At 51.7% G+C, this 24,621-nt stretch carries 24 protein-coding genes; 11 read left to right on the forward strand and 13 right to left on the reverse strand.

Annotated features, from left to right (window positions below):
- Positions 1–10: 10 nt before the first annotated feature.
- Both KNP60_RS10155 and KNP60_RS10160 read right to left on the reverse strand, forming a co-directional pair.
- Positions 11–1,351 carry a globin family protein gene (locus tag KNP60_RS10155; RefSeq protein WP_214797409.1) on the reverse strand — a complete coding sequence of 447 codons (1,341 nt, stop codon included), beginning with the start codon at positions 1,349–1,351 and terminating at the stop codon, positions 11–13.
- An 82-nt stretch (positions 1,352–1,433) separates the two neighbouring features.
- The gene (locus KNP60_RS10160; protein ID WP_214797410.1) at positions 1,434–2,213 is read right to left on the reverse strand and encodes a helix-turn-helix domain-containing protein; all 780 of its coding nucleotides are present in this window, start codon (positions 2,211–2,213) and stop codon (positions 1,434–1,436) included.
- A 114-nt stretch (positions 2,214–2,327) separates the two neighbouring features.
- On the opposite strand from KNP60_RS10160, the gene KNP60_RS10165 reads away from it, so the two are divergent.
- Positions 2,328–3,977: a glycoside hydrolase family 13 protein gene (locus KNP60_RS10165; RefSeq protein ID WP_214797411.1), complete on the forward strand. Its 1,650-nt coding sequence runs from the start codon at positions 2,328–2,330 to the stop codon at positions 3,975–3,977.
- Positions 3,978–4,083: 106 nt separating this feature from the next.
- Entirely contained in the window at positions 4,084–4,590 is a 507-nt protein-coding gene (locus KNP60_RS10170; RefSeq protein ID WP_214797412.1) for a flavodoxin domain-containing protein, read from the forward strand.
- Here KNP60_RS10170 and KNP60_RS10175 read toward each other — a convergent pair.
- Complete coding sequence (locus KNP60_RS10175) at positions 4,554–6,152, reverse strand: glycoside hydrolase family 55 protein (protein ID WP_214797413.1); 1,599 nt, start codon at positions 6,150–6,152, stop codon at positions 4,554–4,556. The genes KNP60_RS10170 and KNP60_RS10175 overlap by 37 nt on opposite strands.
- Positions 6,153–6,419: 267 nt before the next feature.
- Here KNP60_RS10175 and KNP60_RS10180 point away from each other — a divergent pair, with 267 nt between their 5' ends.
- The 4 genes from KNP60_RS10180 (at position 6,420) to KNP60_RS10195 (ending at position 8,235) form a co-directional block, all read left to right on the forward strand.
- On the forward strand, positions 6,420–6,620 hold the full coding sequence (locus KNP60_RS10180; RefSeq protein ID WP_016507985.1) for a cold-shock protein: 201 nt from the start codon (positions 6,420–6,422) through the stop codon (positions 6,618–6,620).
- A gap of 126 nt (positions 6,621–6,746) precedes the next feature.
- On the forward strand, positions 6,747–7,160 hold the full coding sequence (locus KNP60_RS10185; protein ID WP_029596304.1) for a pyridoxamine 5'-phosphate oxidase family protein: 414 nt from the start codon (positions 6,747–6,749) through the stop codon (positions 7,158–7,160).
- Between the two features lie 192 nt (positions 7,161–7,352).
- The gene (locus KNP60_RS10190) at positions 7,353–7,856 is read left to right on the forward strand and encodes a DoxX family protein (RefSeq protein WP_029596303.1); all 504 of its coding nucleotides are present in this window, start codon (positions 7,353–7,355) and stop codon (positions 7,854–7,856) included.
- Positions 7,857–7,938: 82 nt separating this feature from the next.
- Positions 7,939–8,235: a DUF3817 domain-containing protein gene (locus KNP60_RS10195; protein ID WP_214797414.1), complete on the forward strand. Its 297-nt coding sequence runs from the start codon at positions 7,939–7,941 to the stop codon at positions 8,233–8,235.
- A 21-nt stretch (positions 8,236–8,256) separates the two neighbouring features.
- On the opposite strand, the gene KNP60_RS10200 is transcribed toward KNP60_RS10195, so the two are convergent.
- Complete coding sequence (locus KNP60_RS10200) at positions 8,257–9,510, reverse strand: MFS transporter (RefSeq protein WP_214715122.1); 1,254 nt, start codon at positions 9,508–9,510, stop codon at positions 8,257–8,259.
- Between the two features lie 110 nt (positions 9,511–9,620).
- Between KNP60_RS10200 and KNP60_RS10205 the strand changes: the two genes are divergently transcribed.
- Positions 9,621–10,811: a helix-turn-helix domain-containing protein gene (locus tag KNP60_RS10205; protein WP_214797415.1), complete on the forward strand. Its 1,191-nt coding sequence runs from the start codon at positions 9,621–9,623 to the stop codon at positions 10,809–10,811.
- Positions 10,812–10,815: 4 nt separating this feature from the next.
- Here KNP60_RS10205 and KNP60_RS10210 read toward each other — a convergent pair whose 3' ends face one another.
- Both KNP60_RS10210 and KNP60_RS10215 read right to left on the reverse strand, forming a co-directional pair.
- The gene (locus KNP60_RS10210) at positions 10,816–11,823 is read right to left on the reverse strand and encodes a S66 family peptidase (RefSeq protein WP_214797416.1); all 1,008 of its coding nucleotides are present in this window, start codon (positions 11,821–11,823) and stop codon (positions 10,816–10,818) included.
- A 63-nt stretch (positions 11,824–11,886) separates the two neighbouring features.
- Entirely contained in the window at positions 11,887–12,213 is a 327-nt protein-coding gene (locus KNP60_RS10215; protein ID WP_034780682.1) for a winged helix-turn-helix transcriptional regulator, read from the reverse strand.
- A 106-nt stretch (positions 12,214–12,319) separates the two neighbouring features.
- On the opposite strand from KNP60_RS10215, the gene KNP60_RS10220 reads away from it, so the two are divergent.
- The gene (locus tag KNP60_RS10220; protein ID WP_138860099.1) at positions 12,320–13,120 is read left to right on the forward strand and encodes a VOC family protein; all 801 of its coding nucleotides are present in this window, start codon (positions 12,320–12,322) and stop codon (positions 13,118–13,120) included.
- A gap of 14 nt (positions 13,121–13,134) precedes the next feature.
- Here the strand turns inward: KNP60_RS10220 and KNP60_RS10225 are convergent, their stop codons facing one another.
- A complete protein-coding gene (locus KNP60_RS10225) occupies positions 13,135–14,127 on the reverse strand; it encodes a 5'-3' exonuclease (protein ID WP_034780689.1) in 993 nt (330 codons plus the stop codon).
- A gap of 192 nt (positions 14,128–14,319) precedes the next feature.
- Positions 14,320–15,642, reverse strand: coding sequence for a hemolysin family protein (locus tag KNP60_RS10230; protein WP_034780692.1), 1,323 nt, complete (start codon positions 15,640–15,642; stop codon positions 14,320–14,322).
- Between the two features lie 191 nt (positions 15,643–15,833).
- Here KNP60_RS10230 and KNP60_RS10235 point away from each other — a divergent pair, with 191 nt between their 5' ends.
- Positions 15,834–16,631: a glucose 1-dehydrogenase gene (locus KNP60_RS10235; RefSeq protein ID WP_034780694.1), complete on the forward strand. Its 798-nt coding sequence runs from the start codon at positions 15,834–15,836 to the stop codon at positions 16,629–16,631.
- A gap of 41 nt (positions 16,632–16,672) precedes the next feature.
- Here the strand turns inward: KNP60_RS10235 and KNP60_RS10240 are convergent, their stop codons facing one another.
- Complete coding sequence (locus tag KNP60_RS10240; RefSeq protein WP_214797417.1) at positions 16,673–18,628, reverse strand: HAMP domain-containing sensor histidine kinase; 1,956 nt, start codon at positions 18,626–18,628, stop codon at positions 16,673–16,675.
- Positions 18,629–18,819: 191 nt separating this feature from the next.
- Here KNP60_RS10240 and KNP60_RS10245 point away from each other — a divergent pair, with 191 nt between their 5' ends.
- Positions 18,820–19,140, forward strand: a complete 321-nt coding sequence (locus KNP60_RS10245) for a PadR family transcriptional regulator (protein WP_034780699.1) — start codon at positions 18,820–18,822, stop codon at positions 19,138–19,140.
- Positions 19,137–20,162: a DUF4097 family beta strand repeat-containing protein gene (locus KNP60_RS10250; protein ID WP_034780701.1), complete on the forward strand. Its 1,026-nt coding sequence runs from the start codon at positions 19,137–19,139 to the stop codon at positions 20,160–20,162. Before KNP60_RS10245 ends, KNP60_RS10250 begins: the two co-directional genes overlap by 4 nt.
- 58 nt (positions 20,163–20,220) lie before the next feature.
- Here KNP60_RS10250 and KNP60_RS10255 read toward each other — a convergent pair whose 3' ends face one another.
- The 4 genes from KNP60_RS10255 to KNP60_RS10270 all read right to left on the reverse strand — a co-directional run bounded on the left by KNP60_RS10255 (position 20,221) and on the right by KNP60_RS10270 (position 24,584).
- Positions 20,221–20,916, reverse strand: a complete 696-nt coding sequence (locus KNP60_RS10255; RefSeq protein ID WP_034780704.1) for a LutC/YkgG family protein — start codon at positions 20,914–20,916, stop codon at positions 20,221–20,223.
- The gene (locus KNP60_RS10260; RefSeq protein WP_034780929.1) at positions 20,913–22,316 is read right to left on the reverse strand and encodes a LutB/LldF family L-lactate oxidation iron-sulfur protein; all 1,404 of its coding nucleotides are present in this window, start codon (positions 22,314–22,316) and stop codon (positions 20,913–20,915) included. The genes KNP60_RS10255 and KNP60_RS10260 overlap by 4 nt, the downstream gene beginning before the upstream one ends.
- Before the next feature lie 2 nt (positions 22,317–22,318).
- Positions 22,319–23,056 (reverse strand): (Fe-S)-binding protein, encoded by a 738-nt coding sequence (locus KNP60_RS10265; protein ID WP_214797459.1) that lies wholly within the window; start codon positions 23,054–23,056, stop codon positions 22,319–22,321.
- Positions 23,057–23,294: 238 nt separating this feature from the next.
- Complete coding sequence (locus tag KNP60_RS10270; RefSeq protein WP_214797418.1) at positions 23,295–24,584, reverse strand: NCS2 family permease; 1,290 nt, start codon at positions 24,582–24,584, stop codon at positions 23,295–23,297.
- Positions 24,585–24,621: the final 37 nt, after the last annotated feature.

Consider the following 24,621-nt stretch of genomic DNA (forward strand, 5'->3'; position numbering starts at 1 on the left):
CCTTATTGAATTATTGAACAGATTCTTTACGGTTGCGAAGCGTTACGAAGGCGAGTAAGATCCCGCCAAGTACAGCAAGGCCAGCGTAGAGCGTGTTCATTGATTGTTCTTGTGCACCACCGAGACCCGTTTCAGGCATCTCTTCAGGCATTGTTGTTTCAGCGAATTTGTCAGGCATTTGTGTCACGATCGCGTTACCGAGTGTCTCACCAACACCGAACATGAACGCGTATCCTTCACGGAATGACATCCAAGCGGCATCCGCGTCACCAGCTACATACTGATCGAACGTTTGAAGCACGAGGGCCTCATGTTGTTTGATGGCTTCTTGGCCAGCTTCTTGTGGCAAGTTACCTTCTGTCGCTGCATCGAGGAATGTGCTGAAATCGACAGCGAACTGGTCGAGCTTCATGCGTGCTTCTTCAATTTTAGCTTCATCGCCTTCGAGTGTAGCGGCAACGATGTCACCTTGTGCTGTGATGTGGTTCCCATTCCATACTTTTTCGAATTGGGCCGCACCTTCATCACCGTAGACTGAACCGATGGCTGCTTTGAAATCGAGTGTGTTCTGATCTTCAGCCCAGCTCACGTAGTCGAAGTCTTCTGCTTGATCGTAGCCTTTTTGCATGCCGATTGCTGCGAGGGCGAAGTGTTCACCAGCAAGGCTGTTCAATGTTGAACGAAGCTCGACGGCCGGTGTGTCAGCAACAGTTTCAAACTTGTCAGGCATCTGTGTGACGATTGCGCCTGAGAGGGCTTTACTGATGTCGAACATGAGCTTGTACCCTTCACGGTATGTCATGTATGCCGACTCGTAATCACCTGCGACATAGTTGTCGAATACTGAGAGAACTTGGTCTTCGTGAAGCTCAAGTACGTCAGCTGCAGCGTCTTTTGGTAAGTTACCTTCTGTTGCTGCATCAAGGAATGTTGAGAACTCTTCGACGAATTCATCGACTTCAGCTTCAGCGTCAGCGCGAAGCTCTTTGTCTTCTGATTTAGCCGCTTCAACGAAGTCAGCTGAGTAGTCGTTGTGACCAGCGAAGATGTCTTCGAACTGGGCTGCGCCTTCATCTCCGTAAATTGAAGCGATGGCCGGTGTCATGTCGAGTGCGTTTTGATCGAGGGCCTTCATCGCGACTTCGGCGTCTGGTGCTCCATCGTAAGCTTTCATCATCGATGTGACGGCTAAGACGTAATGCTCAGACAGTAATTGGTCGAGCGTGGCGCGTAAGTCACCTGCTGGTGTGCTTGCTGTCGGCGCGTGATCCGCTGCCTGTGCATTCAATGGTACGAGTAAGCCGAGTGCGAGTGCCGGTGCTACAATCTTGTTCATTGTTTTCTTCTTCATGGGTAATCGCTCCTTTTTTTGAGTGGTTGTCGTTGTTTACACCCATCTAACGGAGCGGTTCAAAAAATGGATCACTCTTTTTTTATTTTTTTTCGTTTTTTTGTTGAAGTGTGCGATAAACCCCTGGTGCGACGCCATATTTTCGTTTAAAGATACGATGAAAATATGGATAGGAGCGGAATCCGGACAGCTCGGCGATCCGTTCGAGAGAGTGTTGGGTATACTGCATCTGTTCTTCGGCGAGCTGGAGTCGAATCGATTGAGCATAGGCGACAATCGTCATACCGGTCACTTCTTTGAATAAGTGGACGGTCCGCGATATACTGAGCCCGACCGCGTCGGCGACGTCCGCCACTTTGAAGTCGCTTGTAACGTTTCCTTCTATATAACGCATCATGCGTGACACGACAGGTGGTCGCACGTTTGCTTGCACTTCTTGGACGGAACGGTCGAGCATGAGAAGCAAGGCTTCAATCAGTGTTTCAATCAAGTCTGGACTTTGTTCAGTCGTCGGGCGTCGCGCCTCTTCGGTGATATGCTGCCAGAGTGACAACAAACGAGGGTCGATCGAGATGGACGTGATGCGGGAACGATTCGCCGCAGTCCACCACGTATCAAGTGATGAACCGTTGCAGAAGAGATGATAATCCCCGCTTGCCGGGGTATCGACATGCAGTTCGTACGCGTCACCAGGTTTGACGAGCAACAGGTCGCCAGGCCGTGCCGTATATGTCTTCCCATTGACGACGATGCGCGCCGTGCCTTCTGTCTGCAAGCGAATCAAATACGTCTCCAATCGATTAGGGAAAGGAAAAGTATAGGTCGTTGTATGATACGAATAGCCACAAAAGCCAATTTCCATCGAATCATCCTTTCTTAATAGCAAAATCGTGCATATTTTCATCATATCATGGATAGAAATCAAGGCGACGAGCGGGTACGATGAAATCGACAGAACGTATGAGGAGGATGAAACATGAAACAATGGTGGAAAGAAGCGGTCGTCTATCAAATTTACCCGCGTAGCTTTAATGACTCGAACGGTGACGGGATTGGGGACATCCCTGGAATCACCGAGAAGATGTCGTATTTGGCGGAACTCGGCATCGATGTCATCTGGCTATCGCCGGTGTACGATTCACCGAACGACGACAACGGATACGACATCCGCGATTACCGGGCCATCATGGATGAGTTCGGAACGATGGACGATTTCGATGCGATGCTCGAAGAAGCGCATCGTCACGGCATCAAAATTATGATGGACCTCGTCGTCAACCACTCGTCGGACGAACACCAATGGTTCATGGAGTCGCGATCCTCAAAAGACAGCCCGTACCGAGACTACTACATTTGGAAAAAAGGCGAGAACGGTCAGCCGCCGACGAACTGGGGCGCTTTCTTCGGAGGGAGTGCGTGGCAATACGATGAGGCAAGCGACGAATACTACTTGCATCTGTTCAGCAAAAAGCAACCAGACTTGAACTGGGAGTCAGAGACGTTGCGCCGTGAAGTATACGATTTGATGACGTACTGGCTCGATAAAGGGGTCGATGGTTTCCGGATGGACGTCATCAACATGATCTCGAAAGATCCGAGTTATCCAGACGGGGAGACGCGTGGGACAGGTTATGGGGACGGCACACCGTTCTTCTTCAACGGACCGCGCATCCATGAGTTCATGCAGGAGATGAATCGTGAGGTCTTGTCGAAATACGATACGATCACGGTCGGTGAGATGCCTGGCGTCAGCGTCGATGAGGCGAAGCTATATACGGGAACAGACCGTGATGAGTTGAACATGGTGTTCCATTTCGAACACGTCGACGTCGGCAACGGCAGTTTCGGCAAATGGAACCCGACGGACTGGAAGTTGACGGATTTGAAGACAATCTTCTCGCGTTGGCAAGAAGGTCTTGAGGAAGATGGCTGGAACAGTCTCTATTGGAGCAACCATGATCAACCGCGAGCCATTTCACGGTTCGGGAACGACTCGGACGAATACCGTGTCGTCTCCGGTAAGATGCTGGCGACGCTCCTGCACATGTTGAAAGGGACGCCTTACATCTATCAAGGTGAAGAGTTCGGGATGACGAACGTGGCGTTCGACTCGATCGATGAGTACCGCGATATCGAGACGCTCAACGCGTATCGGGATTACACGACGAACGGACTGTTGACGCATGATGAGATTTTCCGCGGCATTCACGCACGTGGGCGCGACAACTCGCGGACACCGGTCCAGTGGTCGGCCGAGGCGCAAGGCGGATTCACGTCCGGCACGCCTTGGATCGGGGTCAACCCGAACTATGTGACCGTGAACGCGGAAGCGGCGCGGCGCGATCCGGACTCGCTCTTCCATTACTATCGCCAATTGATTCAGCTCCGAAAACAAAATCCGATCGTTGTCTACGGGAAGTATGAACTGTTACTCCCAGACGATGAAGCGGTATACGCCTTCACTCGAACGTTCGAAGGGGAGACGTGGCTCGTGCTCTGCAACTTCTCGGATGAGACGGTGACACGCGAACTCCCGTATGACGTGACAGAACGTGTCATCGGGAACATGGAACCGATCGAACCGTTCACGCTTCGTCCGTATGAAGCGCAAGTGTATAAAGTGTGACGAAAAAAAAACTCGCCTCCGTGGCGAGTTTTTGTTGTGTCGTTAGTAAAGATGACCCGTTTCGGGAATAAGGATAGTAGAGTCTGAACGAAAAGGGGGAAACGCGATGAATACGTTAATCGCTTATTCGACCCGCTACGGGACGAGTGAGAAAGTTGCCCATTTGTTGGCCGAACGGCTTCCGGGAGACGTTCACATCCAAAATGTAGTCGAGCAGCCGGATGTCGAGTGGGCGACGGTCGACCATGTGATTGTCGGCAGCTCGATCCGGATGGGCAAAATTCAAGACGAGATGACGGCTTGGCTGCACAGGAACGAAACTCAACTGCTCAAACGACCGCTCGGCCTCTATTTATGTGCCGGTACGCCGACTGCGGCCGAACGGCAACGAGAACTCGAGGATGCTTATCGAGAAGTGTTGCGGGCACATGCTTATTTCGTCGAAGTCGTCGGCAACGGCTATGATTTCGAACGAATGGGCTTTCTCGACAAAGCCATCGTCCGCATGATGGCGAAACAGACGGTGAGTTCACTTAATTTAGATGAGGCGATGCTTGATGAACTCGTCGAGTCGGCTCAAGCGTCATTGCGTACGCGATCGGAAAACCCATAAGCGAATAAATCATGAGCCTCGATCGGGCTACTCGTGGAGATGAGTACATCTCCACTTTTTTGTTCGCCTTCAATCCGACGGAGCATGACGTTCGTCAGTTGCCCGCCGACTTTCAACGCGACCGGGGCCGAGTTACGGCAAATGACGTCCTCGATTGTGACGTGATCGGTCCGGTTATCGCCGCCGAACAGTTCGATGTCGGCCCGTCCCGAAGTAAATCCGCTCGCCGCAATCCGTTTCAAGCGGACGTTCCGAGACTTGTATTGAACGGCGAGCGCCGGATTTCCACGATAGTCATATTCAGGATTCCCAATCGCCGTGAACCCGTGAATGAACACGTCTTGATACGCTGATATGACGAGGCTACGCGCAGAAGACTTCTTATAAAGACTCGAACGGACCGGCTCCATCGAGACGAGGTTCGTCCCTGAAAGGAAGCGTGCCGTCTTCGACTGCGGATCATCAGCCAAGTGGTGGCTGATGTGCCGGAAGTTGAACGAGCGATTATCGTGATATGAGAAGTGTCCGAATATGTGGACGTCGTGAGCGGCTGAAGACGTCCCGTGCGCCTTCACTTCGACGCCCCCGAAGCAACCCTCGCTCATATTGTTGACGAGTGTGACATGGCGTGACCCGTCATCAATCTCGATTCCGTTCGAGTTCGAGAATCCATGGGCATGGGTGCGTCCGTGTGGATGATGACAATAGCAGTTCGTGATATAGATGGCGTCACTATGGTGGGTCGTGATGCCATCGTCGCCGTAATTCGTCGCCTCGCAATGATCGAGCCACACGTAGCGGCTGCCTTTTTTGGCGCGTAATCCGTCTCCCAAGTAATGATAGTGGGGTGCAGTGATATCAAAGGCATGCAGTCCCGCGTTTTTCGCCGTGACGTGATGGATCCAACCGAATTTGACGTGCGCGAACGTCAACGCGCTCGAAGCGGTATCGCCACTCGACGTCCGGTCGACGTCACCGAGGCGCTCCACGTTCCAGTCGAGCGTCAAATGTGCGACTTCGATATGGTGGTTGCCGGCGAAGGGAGTCGCATTTCGAAGTAATCGTCGATGTTTCGATGCCCGGTCTGAGAGCTTGATGATCGTTTCCTGCTGGCTTGCCCCTTCAAGCACACAGTTCGACGGGATACGGATGCCGCGGACGATATATACGCCGGCCGGCACGTGGACGTGGCGGCTCGACCTGAGGGCGAGCCGAAAAGCGAGCGTGCAATCCGTCTGCCCATCCCCGATGGCGCCATAATCGGTGACGTCGACGTGCTGACGCGTCATTTGCCTCAAGTTCAAGTGCTCGGCGTCGAGCCGACGCATCCACACCGGGCGGACGATTCCTTCTACTATTTCAAGCGGCAACGAACTCGTCACTGGAACGATACGCTCCGTCATTGGCAAATGGGAGAGATAAGTTTTTGCTTGATCGGGATAGGCCGTACGTCGAGTCGCCTCATGCCAATCGAGTGTTTCCGTCAGTAACTTATCAAGTGCCCAATTCGAATGCTGGGCGATCGTGGCGGCAATGTTCGAACGGTCAATGTATGCTGTCATAAGGTTCATCCTCCTAGCGTTCACTACAATTGGATGTACCCGTTTTAGAAGTATTTTTAGCAAACCGAAGTATTTAGTAGACAGAAGCATTTATCCATGGTATATTCTATATGTGCTTAATTAAGAATAGCTGGAAACATAATTCACAAAACGCTTTGGATTATTTTTCGTTTAAGATAATCCTAGAGGTTTGTGATTTTTTATTGGTCAGTTTTTTCTAGTAAGGCACTACTAGAACGCACAGCGTTTATTTCAGGAGGGTTCATTATGAACACAGGTAAAGTAAAATGGTTTAACTCAGAAAAAGGTTACGGCTTCATCGAAATGGAAGGCGGAGACGACGTATTCGTACACTTCTCAGCAATCCAAGGCGACGGCTTCAAGACACTTGAAGAAGGCCAAGCAGTAACTTTCGAAATCACTGACGGAGCTCGTGGACCACAAGCTTCTAACGTTGAAAAAATCTAATCTTCCTTTCTAAGGAATTTTATAACCTGCTCGCTTCGGCGAGCAGGTTTTTTGTTGTCCGCGTGTTTAATCACTTGCCCCGGGGGAATCAATATACGAGTGACTACCACAAGGAGGTTTTTCAGAATGGATGCAATGCAAACGGCAAAACAGATTTTAGATCATAGTAACGTAGGGACAATGGCAACGGTTTATAAAGGGAAGCCGCACAGCCGTTATATGACATTTTTCCATGATGACTTGACGCTCTACACCGCAACTTCGAAAGAAACGGATAAAGTGGATGAACTGAAAAATAATCCGTATACACATATTTTGATTGGCTATGACGGGGACGGCGTCGGGGATACGTACCTCGAGATTTTAGGCGAGACGAGTGTATCTGACGATGAATCGATGAAAGAAAAGGTATGGAACGAGAAACTCGAAGGTTGGTTCGACGGTCCGGATGATCCAAAACTCGTCATCTTAAAAATCGCGCCACAATCGATGCGCGTGATGAATAAAAAAGGACAGCCACCTCAAGAGGTGAAGTTGTAACTCAAACAAGGACGTCCCTCGCGGACGTCCTTTTCGAATTGACTAATTTCCAAAAAGTGACTGACCTGTGACGCACATATGAACGAAACGTGAACTTTTGTCCTAACCTATGTGAAAAGATGAACATGGATGGTATATTGTGAATGTAATCACATATAAGTCATCATTCACTCATTCTAAGGAGGAATTATCATGTTCACAAAATTTTGGCAGAACCACAACGTCGCCACCGGTATTTTGACAGTCCTTCGCGTCTGGCTCGGCTATCACTGGCTCACAGCAGGGTGGGGCAAAATCACAGGCGGATTTGGTTCAGAAGGATATCTTCAAAACGCAGCTTCTCTCGCCACGGGTGATCACCCAGCCGTAGCCGGTTGGTGGGCAGCGTTCCTTGAAAACTTCGCCATTCCGAACGCGGCCTTGTTCGATGTGTTGATCCCATACGGTGAATTCCTAGTCGGTCTTGGACTCTTGGTTGGTGCCCTCACACGTAGCGCAGCCTTCTTCGGTCTTGTTATGAACATGGCGTTCTTGCTCTCAGGTACGGTCAGCACGAACCCGACGATGTTAATCGTATCAGTCCTCATTCTCGTCGCAGGCTACAATGCTGGTAAACTTGGTGTCGATGGATTGTTCCTTCGCAAGTTCGTGGAAACAAAAGTCATGCATCGTTCACCAAATCGTCAAATAGCGTAACGAATTTATGACGTTCTCCTGTGACAAACCTCACCTCTTTCGGCTACGATGGACGTAGCAACGATTGAAAAGGAGAACGAATATGAACGCAACACGTTTTAAATGGCTCGGATACACAGAGGGGATGTCTTTCTTACTCTTGTTGCTCATCGCGATGCCGCTCAAGTACTTGGCGGGCATGCCGCTTGCCGTCAGCATCGTCGGCGCGGCCCACGGTTTCTTGTTCGTCGCTTATGTGGGGGCAGCCGTCTATATGGCATGGCGTTTCAACTGGGGCTTCAAAGTGTTGGTCCTCGCGGTTATGGCATCCGTTATCCCGTTCGGACCGTTCTTGTTAGAGAAACGAGTCCTACCATCTACAGAAAAGACATCGAATTGAGGTTCGATGTCTTTTTTGCGTTCATGCACTCTCTGCTTGCGCTGACACAGCGGCTTTTTCGGCAGTGATGTCGTGACGGATCCGATACATCGCGAACAACGTGATGGTGAGCAGGCAGAGCATGCAAATCGTATAGAGTGAAGCGACCGGCATCCATTCGCTTAATAGGCCAAACACGATGAAGCCGAACGGTGTGATGCCCATCGCGAGGGATTCGAGGACACCAATCACGCGACCGAGATAACTCGGTTCCGTGTTCGTCTGTAAATAGAGCTGGATGGGGATATTGACACGGATGATGAAGAACCCGCTTAATAAGGCGAAACCAGCGAAGAAGACGATAGCTGGTGTGACTGAGAAGTCGAAATAGAGCGGGACGGCCGGTCCGATAAAGAGGCAACTCATAATGATCAGCGCGGTTCGGGTCGTGGCTAGCCGATGTTTGATTTGAAAGACCGGCAATGCATGGGCGAGCGAGGCGACTAAAAATCCGACGGCGAACATGCTTTCTAAAAATCCGAATTGAAGCGGGCTGACGCCGATTTCTTGTAGGGCGGCAATCGGGAACAGCACTTCGGTGGCAACAAAAAAGAAATTGAGCAAGGCGGCCAAGAGGGTCAACGTCCAAAGTACGCGCTGGCGTTTCAAGTAGCGGAAGCCAGACCGGACCTCGGACCAAGTCGATTGCTCGCTGGGGACATGGTCGTACGCTTTAAAGTGGAGACGAGAGGCGACAAGAGCGGCGATCATAAATAAGAGAGACGAGCTGAAGAGAAACGCTGATACCGGAAGTAACGTGAACAGTGCCCCGGCGAGCAGCGGCGTGCCGATGCTTGAGATGGAGATGGTACTTTGAATGAGGGAATTGGCGCGTTGGAGTCCGTCTTCGTCGAACAAGAATGGAATCGAACTCGATAATGTGACGGATAAGAAAGTCGAGACGACAGAGAGCAGACATGTGATAATCAAGAAAGCAGGAACGCCGAACGTCCAGACGAGACTCGCGATGCCGGCAGCTAAAAATAATAAGGCGTTCACGGACTCCATCGTAATGATCACGCGCTTGCGATCCAGTTTGTCGGCAAACGCCCCAGCAAACGGAGATAATAAGACACGTGGCACTGTGCCGGCAAGCAAGACGAGTGCGAACTGTAGTCCCGAACCGGACGTCGTCAGAACCGTCAGTCCCGCGACGAACGTGAAGAGACTGGATGCAAACAACGACATGAATTTTCCGAGCAATAATACATACAAGTTTGATGAAGTGGTCGTCATATCGATTCTCCTTTACAGTTAAGTTCAATCTGATTTAACTTTATAGTAAACGATGACACTCGATTTGTATACAATAAGTTCAATTAAATTTAACTTTTAAGAGGTGCTCTATGATTGGACAACGGATTAAAGCGTTACGCAAAGAAAAAAAACTGACGCAAAGCCAGCTCGCTGAAGGCATCATCACGAAATCGATGCTCAGTATGATTGAGAACGGCAAAGCAGAGACGTCGATGCGCAGCCTTCGTGAAATCGCGAAACGACTCGACGTGTCGGTACAGTCATTGCTCGTCGATCCTCGCGAGGAGGACTTACAGAAAATCGTCGAGGAGATTGAATATACGCAAGGAGGTCTCCACTCATGGGAAGACGAGGCCGTTCAGAAGGCGCTCCTCCCTTACGTGGACGTTGAGATGAACTCGGTATGGCAAGGGAAGGCGTACACGTTACTCGCGGACAGTGTATTTTATAGTGGGAATCAACAACAACTGTTGGAGTGGTATGATCGGGCAATCGCGGTGTTTGAGCGGCTCGAGGAGAAAGAAGAATTGATTATGGCCCGCATCAGCCAAGCGTTTTATCTGCTTATGTGGAATCGGTTTGATGAGGCAATTGAACGGATCGATACGATTGAATTGATTGATTCGAGAAGCATGAAGACGAAGACCCGCGTCGAATTCAGCATGTTGATGGTGTTCCGAAATATGTTGTATGACGACGATTTACCGGGCGCGATTCGTCGTCTCGAGGACACGCTCGATTATATGAAACGAACGAAAATGTATTATCGGGTCGACGATGTGTATCGAACGATTGCGATTTGTGCCCTCTATTTGAAAGATGAAGCGGCGATTGTCGATGCGCTGCAAAAAGCGAAACAATACACGAATTTCACGGATGACGTGACGATGAAAATACGCCTAGCGATGACAGAAGCGCTCTATGCGATCGAATATCGGAAGACGGAGCTTCTACATCAACAGATTGCTGTCATGAATGAACTGCTAAAGGGAAATACAGAATTCATCGCAGCGTTCGAGATGAGTAAAGGTGTGTATTTTGCATTGACCGGCGAGATCGAGACAGCCCGGAAATCGTTTTTGAGACTGTTGGAGCATCATGATCAATGGGCGAAGCATGGGTTTGTCGATCAAGCGATTTACTTCGAAGGGTTATTAATTGGAACGAGTCATGGGTGTGGGAATGAATGGGTGCCGTTGATCGAACAAGAGGTGGGTTTATTCCCAGAAGGGCGTTTCCGAAGCCATCTAATGTCTCTTATCAAAAAAATCAAGGGCTGACGCGTCAGCCCTTGAACGTTTGGATGAGTGTCCCTTTGCCGTTCTCGACTTGAATCGAGGCATGGGCACCGTTGATCAGTGTCATTTGCGGCGGGACGTGTCCGCAGTCGATGTCGTAGATGACAGGAACGTCGAGCAATGCCTGTAGTTCCGTATACACGTCCTCTGCCGTGTAGCCTTGGACGGGCTGTTGTGCCGCACTGCGTCCGAACAGAATGCCAGACGTATGATCGAACCAACCGGCCCACTTCATTTGAAGCAGGGTCCGTTTGAGTGCCGGTACATCGAGCTCGGCGTTCTCGAAATACCAAAGAATCGGTTCCCCGTTCAAATGAATCTGTTGGAACGTAGCGACGTCGCCATACGGTGTGCCGATCGTATGCAACAAGACGTCGATACAGCCGCCGAGCAGTCGTCCGGTCGCTTCCGTCCCACCGAGTGATTTCCATTCGGTCGGCTCGGTCAAGTGATACACATGAGGGCTCGGGTTCTCATGCTGCCACTCTTTTTGGAACTGTTCCGAGGCGAGCTGGATGACCGTCTCGCCTTCTTTCGCCGATACGACGTCGAGCCAACGCGAGCTCGTCGCGTCCCATTCTTCGCCGCGCAGGTCGACGAGGTTTGTGCCGTGGGCCGAGGCGATGCCGGTCTTGAGCGTGTACACGAATAAAAATAAGCTGACGTCCGAATATCCGAGCATCCATTTCGGCGGGAGCGCATCCCAGTCGATGGTGTCTAATAGCTCGATCAATAAGACGCCGCCCCATGGCGGAATAATCAGGTCAATGGCCTCGTCATGGAACAAGAGCGTCAACTCATCGGCCCGGACTTCTGCCGGTGCCGATTTCGCTTTGTCTTGCGTCCAGACCGATGGTTCAAATTGAAGCGTGAAGCCATGGCGAGTGAATGTGGCTTCGGCCTCGTGGAGCAACTTGTGCAGTTCAGCAGGAACACCCGATGAAGGGGCCGTCACACCGAAGTGATGACCGGTTAACTGTGGATAACGAATCATGTGAGCCTCCTGTGGATAAGTGATAGATGATGTTACGGAAATGGGTTATCCACATGTGGACAATTATTTGTTGCGCATGCGTTCGGCGTGTTGAATGCCCCAGGCGTTCATCGTCTCGAGCACCGGGATGAGCGTTTTCCCATACTCGCTCAAGCGATAGTCGACACGAGGCGGCACCTCCGGATAGACGGTCCGGATGATGAGGTCCTGCTCCTCTAAATCGCGGAGCTGGGCCGTCAAAATCTTTTGACTGATGTTCGGAAGGGAACGTTTCAATTCGCTGAACCGCAACGTGTCTTCGTTGATGAGTGCGAGTAAAATCGATGGTTTCCATTTTCCCGTGATCATCTCGAGTGCGGTATCGACCTCACAGCTTGAAATCAGTGGCATCTGCCTCACTCCTCTCTAAGTATCCTTTAGGTAACTATACCACCTTTTTGTGCCGTCTTCTGTCGATCCTACTTAGCGAGTATACTGAGGACAGAGGTGATTAACTATGAAATTAACAAACATACAACTCGGCGCTGTCACGCTGCGCGTCAATGATTTAGAAACGATGAAAACGTATTATGAGCACGTCATCGGAATGGATGTACTCGAGACGTCAGAACATCGCGTCACGCTCGGAACGAACGAAATGGCGCTCGTCGTCTTACATGAAGTGAAGGGTGTTCGTCTGAATCCACGGGCAGCCGGCTTGTTCCATATGGCCATTTTATTGCCGGACCGTGTCGAACTCGGACGGATTCTTCGTCATTTGATTGAGCAACGGATTGAAGTCGGCCAAGGTGATCATTTGGTCAGCGAGGCGTTTTATTTGAGCGACCCGGAAGGCAACGGCATCGAGCTCTACGCGGATCGTCCCCGGGAGCAGTGGGAATATGAAGCGAACGGTCATGTGAAGATGTCGACGGACCCGGTTGAATATGAATCGATGCTCGAGGCGGCGGCCGACCGTCCGTTCACGGGCCTTCCGAACGGAACGACGATGGGGCATGTCCACTTCAAAGTACGTTCCCTAGAAGCGGCAAAATTATTCTATCAAGATCGTCTCGGTTTCACGGTGACGACCGATTCGTATCCAGGCGCCTTATTTTTAGCGGCCGACGGGTATCATCACCATATCGGGACGAACGTCTGGGCCCGGCCGAGCCAGGCGATGGGACAAGAGGCCGGTCTGGAGGCGTGGACGCTTTTGGTCGACGCAGAGACAAACCGCGCGCTTGGCGGGACGACACCGGAATGGTCGCTCACCGACGATGATGGCATCAAGGTAAATATAAAAAGCGTGGACTAATTGTCCGCGCTTTTTTAGCGTGCTGAAATTTTCTTTTGACTCGAATCAAACGAGAGGCGAATGCCGCGTTTTTGATACGCTTGTTCGACACGTTTTGAATTGATACTGAGCTCAAGATGAGCGAGTTTCAAGTGTTCGAGTTCTGGCACCGTGACATCGAGACGGACGAGCTCCATGTTGCGCTCGGCCTTTTTACGTGTGCGTCTCAAGTTACGGGGCACTTCTTCTGACGTCAGTGCCGCGATCGTTTCATTGATTAATTGTCGTTTGTCGCCTTTGACGCTTAGCGCCGTATAGAGCTTATCAAGCGAACCAAAGCGTTTGATCAACTGGACCGATTGGCTTTCGTCCAATCCGGCCACAGGCGGGATCCCGTCTGAACGGTCTCCTGTCAATGCTTTGACTGCTGAGAGCTGTTTTGGCTTCAATCCTTCGTACAATGCCGCAATCTCCTCAGGACGAATCTCGAGATGTCGCTTGAGCGGGAGCGGGCGATTGTCTTTGATGTCGCAACGAGCCTGCATTTGTTGCAACTCTTGCGTTTGAAGCCAAACGGTGATGCGTGGGCTCACGAGCTGAAGCAAGTCCTTGTCTTTCGTCATGATGACGACAGGAGCGCTACAGCTAAACTTCCGAGCGATATGAGCGATCAAATCTTCTCCTTCATAGCCTTCGACTTGATATTGCGGAATCCCGCTATCTTCAAGCAATTGGCGCATGAGTTCCATTTGAGCTTTCAACTCGGGTGGTGTCTGGCGGCGACGGCGTTTATAGCCTGGATAAAGCTCGCGGCGCCATAATGTTTCACGTGAGACGTCCCACACGACGACAAAATGAGTCGGACGATGTCTACGTAGAATCGTCCGGATGAGGCCGGTCATACCGATGACGGCACTCCGATCGTTTTTAGATACCTCGCGTCCTTTTTTCGTTCGGCTCGCGGCGGCACCGTAATAGGCACTGGCCAGCATGGAGTTTCCGTCAATTAAAAATAGTTTACGTTCCATGCGTAACCTTCTTTCTGTAGTTGTTGGACCGAACATTCATGAACTGTTCGGTGATGTTGTGTCAATGAGTGACACGCACTCAAATAAGCAACATATGTGCAGTATATCACGACAAGGTCTGAAAATATAGCGACAGTTCGGACCGCCTACGAAAAGCCCTCCCCGATTTTTCGGGGAGGGCGGTCTAATTGGTCAGTCGAGTTCAGGTTGAATCTCGTCTTTATGAGCCAAAATCAAATCGACGAAAACGATACGGTGATTGTCGATTTCACGAACAATCAGCTCATGTTCGCCCGGTAAGACGAAGCGTTCTCCAGTACGTGCATTCGCTTTTTGTGATAAGACGAAGCCGCCGATCGTATCGACATCATCCTCGATTTCGATGCCGAACCGTTCTTCGATCTCTTGCGTCAAGACGAGACCGGACAGGCGATAATGCCCGGGTGTGACTTCGGTGATTTCAGCTTGCTCGTCACGGTCGAATTCATCACGAATCTCCCCAACGATTTCCTCGAGGATATCTTCAATCGTGAGAAGTCCCGCCGTACCCCCATACTCGTCGATGACGAGACACATCATCGTCCGCGCGTTCTGCATTTTCACCATCGCCTCTTGAAGCGGCGTGAACTCCGTCACGAGCGGGAGTTGATGGATGAACGATTCGAACGGGGCGTCGCTCTTGACGAGTTGAGCGGTGAATAGCTGCTTGGCGTTAATAAAGCCAAGCACATCATCGCGGTCACCGTCACGGGTGACCGGGTAGCGCGTATATTGGTGCTCTTGGACGGTAGCGATAATCGTCTCAATCGAGTCTTCTTCGTCGATGGTCACCATGTTCATCCGTGGGACCATCGCGTCTTTGGCGACACGTTCGTCGAAAGAGAAGATATTTTGAACGTAGGCGAGCTCATTCTCGTTAATTTCTCCACTGCGGAAACTCTCGGTCATGATGATTTTGAGTTCTTCTTCCGAGTGCGCCGTCTCCTGTGCCGTCGTCTGTACGCCGAACAAGCGAAGTGTTAGCCGGGCTGTGCCGTTTAGCACGTGGATGAACGGATACAATAATTTCGTGAAGAAATAAAGCGGTCGGGCGACGAGCAGTGTCAAGCGCTCGGCTTCGTGCACGGCCAGTGTTTTCGGGACCAGTTCCCCGATAACGACGTGCAAGAAGGCAATCAGTAAGAAGGCAATCAAAAAGGATAGGACGGTCGCGAGCGACGTCGATACGTTCAAACGGTCGACAAGCGGTTGAATCATCCCTTCGATTTGATCCGCACCAATCCAACCGAGACCGAGTGCGGCGAGCGTGATACCGAACTGTGAAGCCGATAGCGAGTCATCAAGGTTTTCAATCACCTTTTTGGCGACAGAGGCCCGTTTGTTTCCCTCGAGCACGAGTTGGTCAAGACGGGCGCCGCGCACTTTAACAATCGAGAATTCAGCCGCCACAAAAAAGGCGGTCATGAAAATGAGCAGGGCGACGATCAATAAGCTGAATAACATGGGACTGTCCAAAAATTCCCCCAAAAATCGGGGAGTCACCTCCATTAGAGTAAGTTGTATGTCGTTCAGGAGAATCCCTGAAAACAAATAGTTTGTTTCAGTATAGTAGATTTGCCACAAATATTCAAAAAACAGCCTAAAAGGTTTCACGAAGAGGGGAATGAGGGAACTACAAATCGAGAAGAGACGAAGGAGGAATTGATATGGCTAACTATCCAGAACTGAAAGGCAAAGTCGCAGTCATCACCGGCAGTTCGAAAGGACTCGGTCGAGCGATTGCAGAGCGTTACGCAAAAGAAGGGGTCCATGTCGTCCTGAACTATCGCAGCAGTGAAGACGAGATGAAGAAAGTGATTCAAGGAATCGAAGAGGCCGGCGGCAAGGCAGTCGCGGTGAAAGGTGACGTCGCAGAAGAAGGACTCGCCGAGAAGATGATTGAAACGGCCGTGTCCGAGTTCGGGAAGATGGACATCTTCGTCAATAATGCAGGGGTGCAGGTCGAAGCAAAAACGCATGAGATGGAACTCGACAACTGGAAGAAAATTATCGACACGAACTTGACTGGAACGTTCCTTGGTGTGCGGGCCGCTCTCAAATATTTTGTGGAGCACAAAATCCAAGGGAACATCATCAACATGTCGTCGGTGCATGAAGTGATTCCGCGTCCTGGTTATACCCATTACGCAGCGAGTAAGGGTGGCGTCAAGATGTTCACGAAATCGGTCGCGCTCGAGTACGCACCGAACAAGATCCGTGTCAACGGAATCGCGCCGGGCGCGATTGACACACCGATCAACGAAGAGACAATGCAAGACCCGGAAGAGAAAAAAGGGCTTGAGGCACTCATTCCGACGCATGAGATCGGGCGTCCTGAACAGATTGCGGCCGTGGCGGCCTGGCTTGCTTCTGACGAGTCGTCGTACGTCACAGGCGCGACGATTTTCGCGGATGGCGGTCTATCGCTGTACCCGGCTTTCGGACCTGAAAATAAAGTACAATGACGAAAGGGAGGACTCGCTTTACGCGAGTCCTCCCTTGTTCGTTAGCTGCTCATCTGGTCTTCCATACTATACTTCGGCAAGATAATCGTGAACGTCGAGCCATGGCCGACGCTCGAATCGACTCGAATCGAGCCGCCGTGCCCTTCAGCAATCTCTTTACAGATGGCGAGGCCGAGGCCCGTGCCGCCGATTTTACGGCTGGCCGAATTGTCGACGCGATAAAACTTGTCGAACAGTTTCGGCAATGCCGCCATCGGAATCCCGATGCCTGTGTCTTGAATGGAAATCTCGATGACGTCTGATTTATCATTTGTAACGCAGACGGCCACTTTCCCGCCATCCGGCGAGTACTTGATCGCATTGTGGAGCAAGTTCGTGAACAGCTGACTGAGCCGATCCCGGTCACCATATACATAGAGATTTGTGTCACATTCGAGGGCGAGCTGATGATGTTCGCTCGCGCCTTGGTGGACGGCAATCGTCTCTTTCAAGATGTCATGCAGGCTCTCCGGTTGACTATGATACGTCTGTTTGCCGGACTCCATCCGTTGCACGTCCAATAAGTTTGAAATCAAGTCCTCGAGACGCAATGTCTCTTGGTGGATCATTCCTAAATATTGGTCGGTGCGTTCGGCAGGCATCGTGCGATAACGCAACAGCTCGGTGAAGCCGATGATGCTCGTGAGCGGTGTACGCAATTCGTGCGACACGGTCGAGACGAGCTCTGTCTTCAACCGATCGACCTCGGTCTCTTGTGTCACGTCCCGGAAGACGAGCATCGTACCGTGCCGGGTACCACGCAAGTGAATCTTTTCCGCGTACATCTGGATGAAACGGGCTTCTTGATTCATTGAGAACGTCACGCTCTCTTCCATGCTCTCGCCATCAAACGCGCGACGCATAAATGAGAAGAACGAATCTTTTTGATCGACTTGAAGACCGAGTTCTTCTAGATCGGCGTCCAAGCGATACAAGTCCATCTCATTTCGTTTCGTGGCGGCTTGATTGAACATGATGAAGAGGGCCTGGTTAGCGAATTTTTCATGCGTCGTATGCTCCATATAAATGACCGCATCACGAATCGAGTGAAGGAGCCGCGCCGTCTTCTCGCGTTCTTCCTCGACTTGATTGCGTTGCGTCGCGAGCGAAGAGGCCATTTGACGGAAGGAGTTCGTCAATTGTCCAACCTCATTTCGTGACGACACAGCCGCCGGGATCGGGATGATCCGTTCGTCCGCCAAACGTTCACTGTTGATGATCAACTCATGAAGTTGACCGGTCAGTCGTTGGACGTAAGGACGGGCGGCGATGAAGAGGACGAGCAAGACCGCTAAGAGAGAGAGGAGCCATAACACTTGGGCCCACTTCGTATGTGTGGCCAGTTGTTCCCGTAGCAGATTCTCTTCTTCATTCAATGAGTTGCGATACTCCGTGAATACGGTCTCCATGTCGACGATGCTCGCGCTCATGTCAGCGGCACTTTTCGAATTGATCTTGAATTTGCGATCGGCAGGTGGTTCCGCTTGTGGATTCACTTTGCCAAGTGTCGGCATTTTCAAGAACGGTTCGGTGACCGTCCCTTCGCGTTTGGCGATGACATATCGCTCTAGACTCGGCATGACGCGTTGTTGATAGGCCGAGAAGAGCGTCCGCGCGTCGCTCGCATACGTCTTCTCTTTTTCCGTGACCGCGTTCGTTTCGAACCAAGCGGTCTGAATCTCAATCAAGTCTTGTTTTTCTTTGACGCGAGCGAGCATCGCCTCGTCGCCGAGGATGACGTAACCGCGCATTTCATATTGCATCGACTGCCACGTTTCGAATAGTTCGGTCGCGTTCGTGCGACGTTCGCTAATGTTTTCGAGCGATGATGTCGTCTGTTCGATTCGGTTTTCCGTATACATGTACACGGCGAGTGAGGTCAGGAGGATCAGTCCGATGAATAAATAGAAGACGAATAAAAACTGTCTTCCGATCCGCTGGTCAATCCATGCTTTCATAAAAATCGGTCCTTCCCGGAACTGCGTACATTCCTACTGTAACAAATATCCTGCGAGTGTCGTTCTTTCATTGTACAGATTTAAACCAGTTGTTTCCACCAATCAAGAAATATGCGGAAATTCAACTATTGTCTATTGAATAATAGTGAACGATAAGCTATTGTTTAATATATAGTAGGGGAGGCGAGGGAATGAATCCTCAATTTAAGAAAGGCGTGCTCAACTTGTGCGTGCTCGCACTTGTCGAGACGCATGATCGTTACGGTTATGAGCTCGTGCAAGCCATTTCGGCAAAAGTCGCCATCTCAGAAGGTGCCGTCTACCCGCTCCTAAGGCGGCTCACGTCAGACGGGTACTTCACGACGTATTTAAAAGAATCGGCAGAAGGACCACCGCGAAAGTACTACGCCATCACGGAGCAGGGGAAAGCTCATTTGGCGGAACTACGCGCGGAATGGGAGACGTTCACGACCGGCGTCAACGAATTGATCGAAGGGGGAACGGACAAATGACAGAAGAACAGTATTTATTGGAACTCGAACGTTTGTTGATGGGGATGAGCGTCATCGATCGGGTTGATATTTTACGGGATGTGTCGGAGTACTTTGCGAGCGGACGACTCGACGGGAAAAGTGATGCGGCAATGGTCGAGGAGCTCGGAACGCCAAGCGCACTCGCGAGCGAGTTGCTCGGCACGGTCGAGCCACTCACTGCAGAGCGAAAGGAACCGGCTATTGTGAAAAGTCCGAACGTTGCGTTCCGCAACGTCTCGATCAATGTCCTGCAAGCACACGTCAAAGTCGTCCCATCTGATGACGGCTTTGCCTACGCGACGCTCGAGACGGAACGGGACCACGGGGTGACGATGGATATCGTTGGAGACACGCTCGAAATCCGAATTGAGTCAGAACGTCGTTTCGGTCTGTCGAACCTATTCTCCTGGATCGTCACGAAAGCACCGGTGTTACACGTCGAGCTGCCGCGCCATGCGTATGAGAAGGTCATGATCAAAAACCGTCTCGGCTCGTGCGATATGAGCAATGTTGACGCCACGTCGGTCGACGTCGAGAGTGAGAATGGGAGCATCACGGCCCACACAGTTCGCGCCGAGCGTGCCTCATTCCGCTCCTCGAACGGAAAAGTCAGTTTGACGTCGATAACAGGACAGATCCTTGACGCGCAATCATCGAACGGGAGTGTGGAAGTGGGCGCCTCGAACGTGGACCGCCTCGAAATCCAATCGTCGAACGGTCGCCTCGATATTAACGACGTGACAGGAGCGATTGAGGGGAAAACCTCGAACGGCCGCATCGACTGTGTGATTGATGTGATCGAGCATCCAATCCGTCTGAAGACGAACAATGGCCGCATCGATATGCGTCTGAAGCAAGATCCGCGTGATGCCGTCATTCGGGCCAAGACGAGAAACGGCAAAGTCGAGCTGTTCGGGGATCGGGCGAACGAGCGGACGTTCGGGGACGGAGCGGTTGAAGTCAAACTGACGAGCTCAAACGGGAGTATTACGGTCGAATAAACTGAACACAAAAAGACTCGCTACGTGAATGGCTTCATCACGCGGCGAGTCTTTTTCCTTATAAGTCATGGACGAGCAAATAGGCGACACGGACAGGTCCGTGGACGCCGACAATCAAATTCATCTCGATATCGGCTGAGTTCGATGGACCGGAGATGAAGTTGACACCGTTCGGCGAGGCGAGGTCACCGGTCCGGTCAAGTTCGGCTAATTTTTTGGCTGCCTGTGTCATCCGCGGCACGAGCACCGATTTCGGGATGATGGCAATATGGTCGCGCGGCAATAAGCTGATTGTGCGTGACTTCCCTGGAGCCGCGTACTGGACGATCGTCGCACTCTCGGCGAGGGCCTGGTCGGCAATCGTGATACCGATATCGGCCTTCACGGCGAGGGCACGGCTGTCTTCTGGCCGCTCCGCATCCCACCAGTCGAACGATTCGCTCGTCTGGGGCGCCCATGCCTGGATTCGGTCGTCACGTTCGGCGATGATGCTCTTCCCGTCATACCGTTCAATCAAGAGACGGAGTGTATCATCGAGGTTAGCCGACTCGCATTCGACGACGTCAGTATGGATGCGTGTCGCGACCAGCCGGAACGTCTCGAGCAGTTCCTCGTCAGAGGCGTTTTTCAGCACCTCGTCTTGCGGGCGGTGTTTATACACGCGTTTCGGCGGCGTCAAGTCGACGTCACGTCCGAGTTGTCCGGCGATTCGTTTTAGAAAATCTTCGCGATTGGTGATCGTTCCTGGATTCATTCTACATTCCCCCGTTTCTTGAACCAATCCCGTACCGTCTGCTTGGCGGGTTGCGGCAAGTCTTTCGAATCTGTCCAGGCCGGCAAGCCTTTCTCAATTTGTCCCGCTTTCGTGAATGGGGACGATGCGAACGGTGCGATGTGTTCGGCCGCTTCGAACAAGAACGGGCTCGAAGACGTGACCGCGAAGCCTTTCATGGCGATGCGCTCGACGAACGGTGACTGTTTTTTCTCTTCGACGATGACACGGCGATGTTCGATCAATAGCTCGTGGAGCGGAATCTTGACCGGGCAGGCTTCCGTACAGGCACCGCATAGACTCGAGGCATACGGCAACTCTTTATAATTCTCGTAGCCGTCGAGGAGCGGAGCGAGCACAGCGCCGATCGGACCCGGATAAATCGAGCCGTAGGCATGACCACCGATGTGGCGGTACACGGGACAGACGTTGATACAGGCCGCACAACGGATGCATTGGAGCACAGATTGGAACTGTGTGCCGAGGATGCCGGAACGTTTGTTGTCGACGATGACGAGATGGAACTCCTCTGGTCCATCGACTTCGCCGTGATCGCGCGTGCCAGCGAACGTCGTGATGTACGAGGTGAGTCGTTGACCGACGGCGCTCCGGCACAACATGTTGACGAGTACTTCGAACTCCTCGTACGACGGGACGATCCGTTCCATCCCCATGACGGAAATGACAGTGTCCGGAAGCGACGTCACCATGCGGCCGTTCCCTTCGTTCGTGACGAGTCCGACGGCACCGCTCTCGGCGATGGCGAAGTTACAGCCGGTGATGCCGACCTCCGCTTTCAAAAAGTCTTTTCGTAACTCACGGCGTGCATAGCGCCCGAGCTCGGTCGGGTCGTTCGTCCCTTCGTAGCCGTGGGCCGTGAACGTCTCATGGACGGCGTTCCGGTCTTTATGGAGGGCCGGGGCGACGATATGCGACGGCGGATCATTATCGAGTTGAAGGATCCATTCCCCGAGGTCGGACTCGACGACCGTGCAACCTTCCTCATGGAGCGCCTCGTTCAGCCCGATTTCTTCTGTCACCATCGACTTCGATTTGACGACATGTTTGGCGTTTTTGGCGCGTACAACTTCCCGGATATAACGGTTTGCTTCTTCCGGCGTCTCGGCGAAGAAGACGTTGCCGCCTCGTTTCGAGATGTTCTCGCTCAATTGATATAAGTAATAGTCGAGATGTTCGAGTACGTGTTGGCGAATCTCTTCCGAATGGTCCCGGAACGCTTCCCAATCCCCGAGTTCACCTGCCGCGTTTAAACGACCGTCACGCAGACGGTTTTGCGCCGAACTGACGGCCTGACGCATGAATGGATTGTCGATTCCGTCTTTACGTCGATCCTGAAACTTCTCATCTAACCGAATCCCCATACTCATGCTTGTTTCACCCCTTCGTTCAACACTTCCGCGATATGCATCACTTTGATCGGATGACCTTGTTTATGCAAACGTCCCCCGATGTTCATCAGACATGAAGCGTCAGCCCCAATCAACACTTCGGCTCCCGAGTTCAAGATCGACTCGACTTTCTCATCGACCATCTGCACCGAGACGTCTGGCATTTTGACGGAGAACGTCCCCCCGAAGCCACAACAGTTGTGGACATTGTCGAGCGGGAGCATCGTCAATCCGTCGACATTTTTAAGTAGCTGGCCCGGTGCCGCCTCGATTCCGAGGAGGCGCGTCATATGACAAGACGCATGATACGTTGCCTTGGCTGGGAATTTGGCCCCTACGTCCGTCACTTCAAGCACGTCAACGATGAACTGCGTCAACTCGAACGTCTTCGCCGCATGAGCCTCAGCCCGCGCCTTCCAAGTGGGATCGTCTTTAAATAAATGTGGATAGTCGCGCATCATCATGACACAAGACCCAGACGGACCGACGATATACTCAGCATCCGCCTTCTCGAACGTCTCAATCATATGTTTCGCAATCTTTTTCGTCTCTTCATGGTAGCCACTGTTGTAAGCGGGCTGCCCGCAACACGTTTGTTCAAATGGGAAACTGACGTCACAACCTAGATGTTCTAATAGTTCGACCGTCGCTTGTCCTACCGATGGGAACAACGTATCGGAGAGACAAGTGACGAACAGCGCCACGTTAGGCATGTCCATTCCTTCTTTCCTGTTCTTAGTCAAAATCGAAAACGGTTTCACAGTTATTATTCCATAACAAACGAGGCCAAAACAGAAAAATGGAACGATTCTCACAAAAAATTGTCAAATCCTGTCTAATTGAGAACTAAATGATAATGAATCAATATTCAGAAGATGACTGCTATAAAACAGCATTACCCTGCCCGATAACAGAAAAACCCTCGTCGGTCGACGAGGGCTCGAATCTAACTTATAAGAAAAACATTTCCAGGATGAATAGCGCGCCGAACAAGTAGATGAGCGGGTGGACCGTTTCTTTGTTCATCGCTTTAAAGATCGGATAGAGGATGAAACCGAAGGCGATCCCGCGTTCGATACTGCCTGAGAGCGGCATGATGAGAATCGTCATGAACGCCGGGAAGTATTCGCTGAAGTCTGTCCAGTCGATGTAACGGACGTTCGTCAACATGAGTGCACCGACGATGATGAGGGCTGGTGCCGTGATGGCGGCAACGCCAGAGATGGCACCGATGAGCGGGCTGAAGAACAATGTCAGTCCGAACAAGGCGGCCACGACTGCTGTCGTCAGACCGGTCCGTCCGCCTTGGGCGACACCGGCGGCCGACTCGATATAAGCCGTCGACGGGCTCGTCCCGACGAGCGAACCGCCCATCGTCGCGAGTGAATCGGCGAACAAGGCGCGGTGCCCGTTTTCGATTGTCCCATCCTCTTTCAACAGGTTGGCCTGTTTTCCGACTCCGACGAGTGTTCCCGTCGTATCGAACAACGTGACGAGGAAGAACGACAAGACGGCACCGAACAAACCGTACTGGATGACATCCGAGAACGCCGTGAGCGGATTGACCATAAGTCTTTCCGGCAATGTCGGCATCGCCGTCACGCCTTCAATCTTCAAGAGACCCATGAAGGTGGCCGCGATGCCTGTGAGCACCATCCCGATGAGGAGCGAGCCCGGCACGTTCCGTGAGAACAAGAGGGCCGAGACGATCAAACCGCCGAGGACGAGCAAGACACTCGGTGACGACAAGTCCCCGAGGCGAACGAGGTTTGCTTCATCGGCGACGATGAGGCCTGATAACTTCAACCCGAGTGAGGCGATGAATAAACCAATACCGGTCGTGATGGCATGCTTGAGTGACGCCGGGATGGCTTGAATCAGTTTCGTCCGAATCGGTGACAGCGACAAAATCAAGAAGAAGACCGATGAGACGAAGACGACGCCGAGCGCGGCGGACGGCGTGATCTGTTGCTGGGCGACGAGCGTATACGCGAAGAATGCGTTCAGTCCCATCCCTGGGGCGACGGCAATCGGGAGGTTGGCGTAGAACGCCATGAGCCCGGTACCGATCAAGATGGCGATAATGGTCGCCGTGAACGCTTGTGCGAACGGGATGCCGGCGTCTGACAGAATCGCTGGGTTGACGACAGAGATATAAGCCATCGTCACGAACGTTGTGATGCCGGCCATCACTTCTTGTTTAACGTTCGTTCCATGTTGTTTCAATTGAAATAAGTTCATGAGTAGGACTCCCTATAATTAGAAATTTCCGAACAAT

This window comes from Exiguobacterium sp. s5, assembly GCF_018618075.1.
Classification (GTDB): Bacteria; Bacillota; Bacilli; order Exiguobacteriales; family Exiguobacteriaceae; genus Exiguobacterium; species Exiguobacterium mexicanum_A.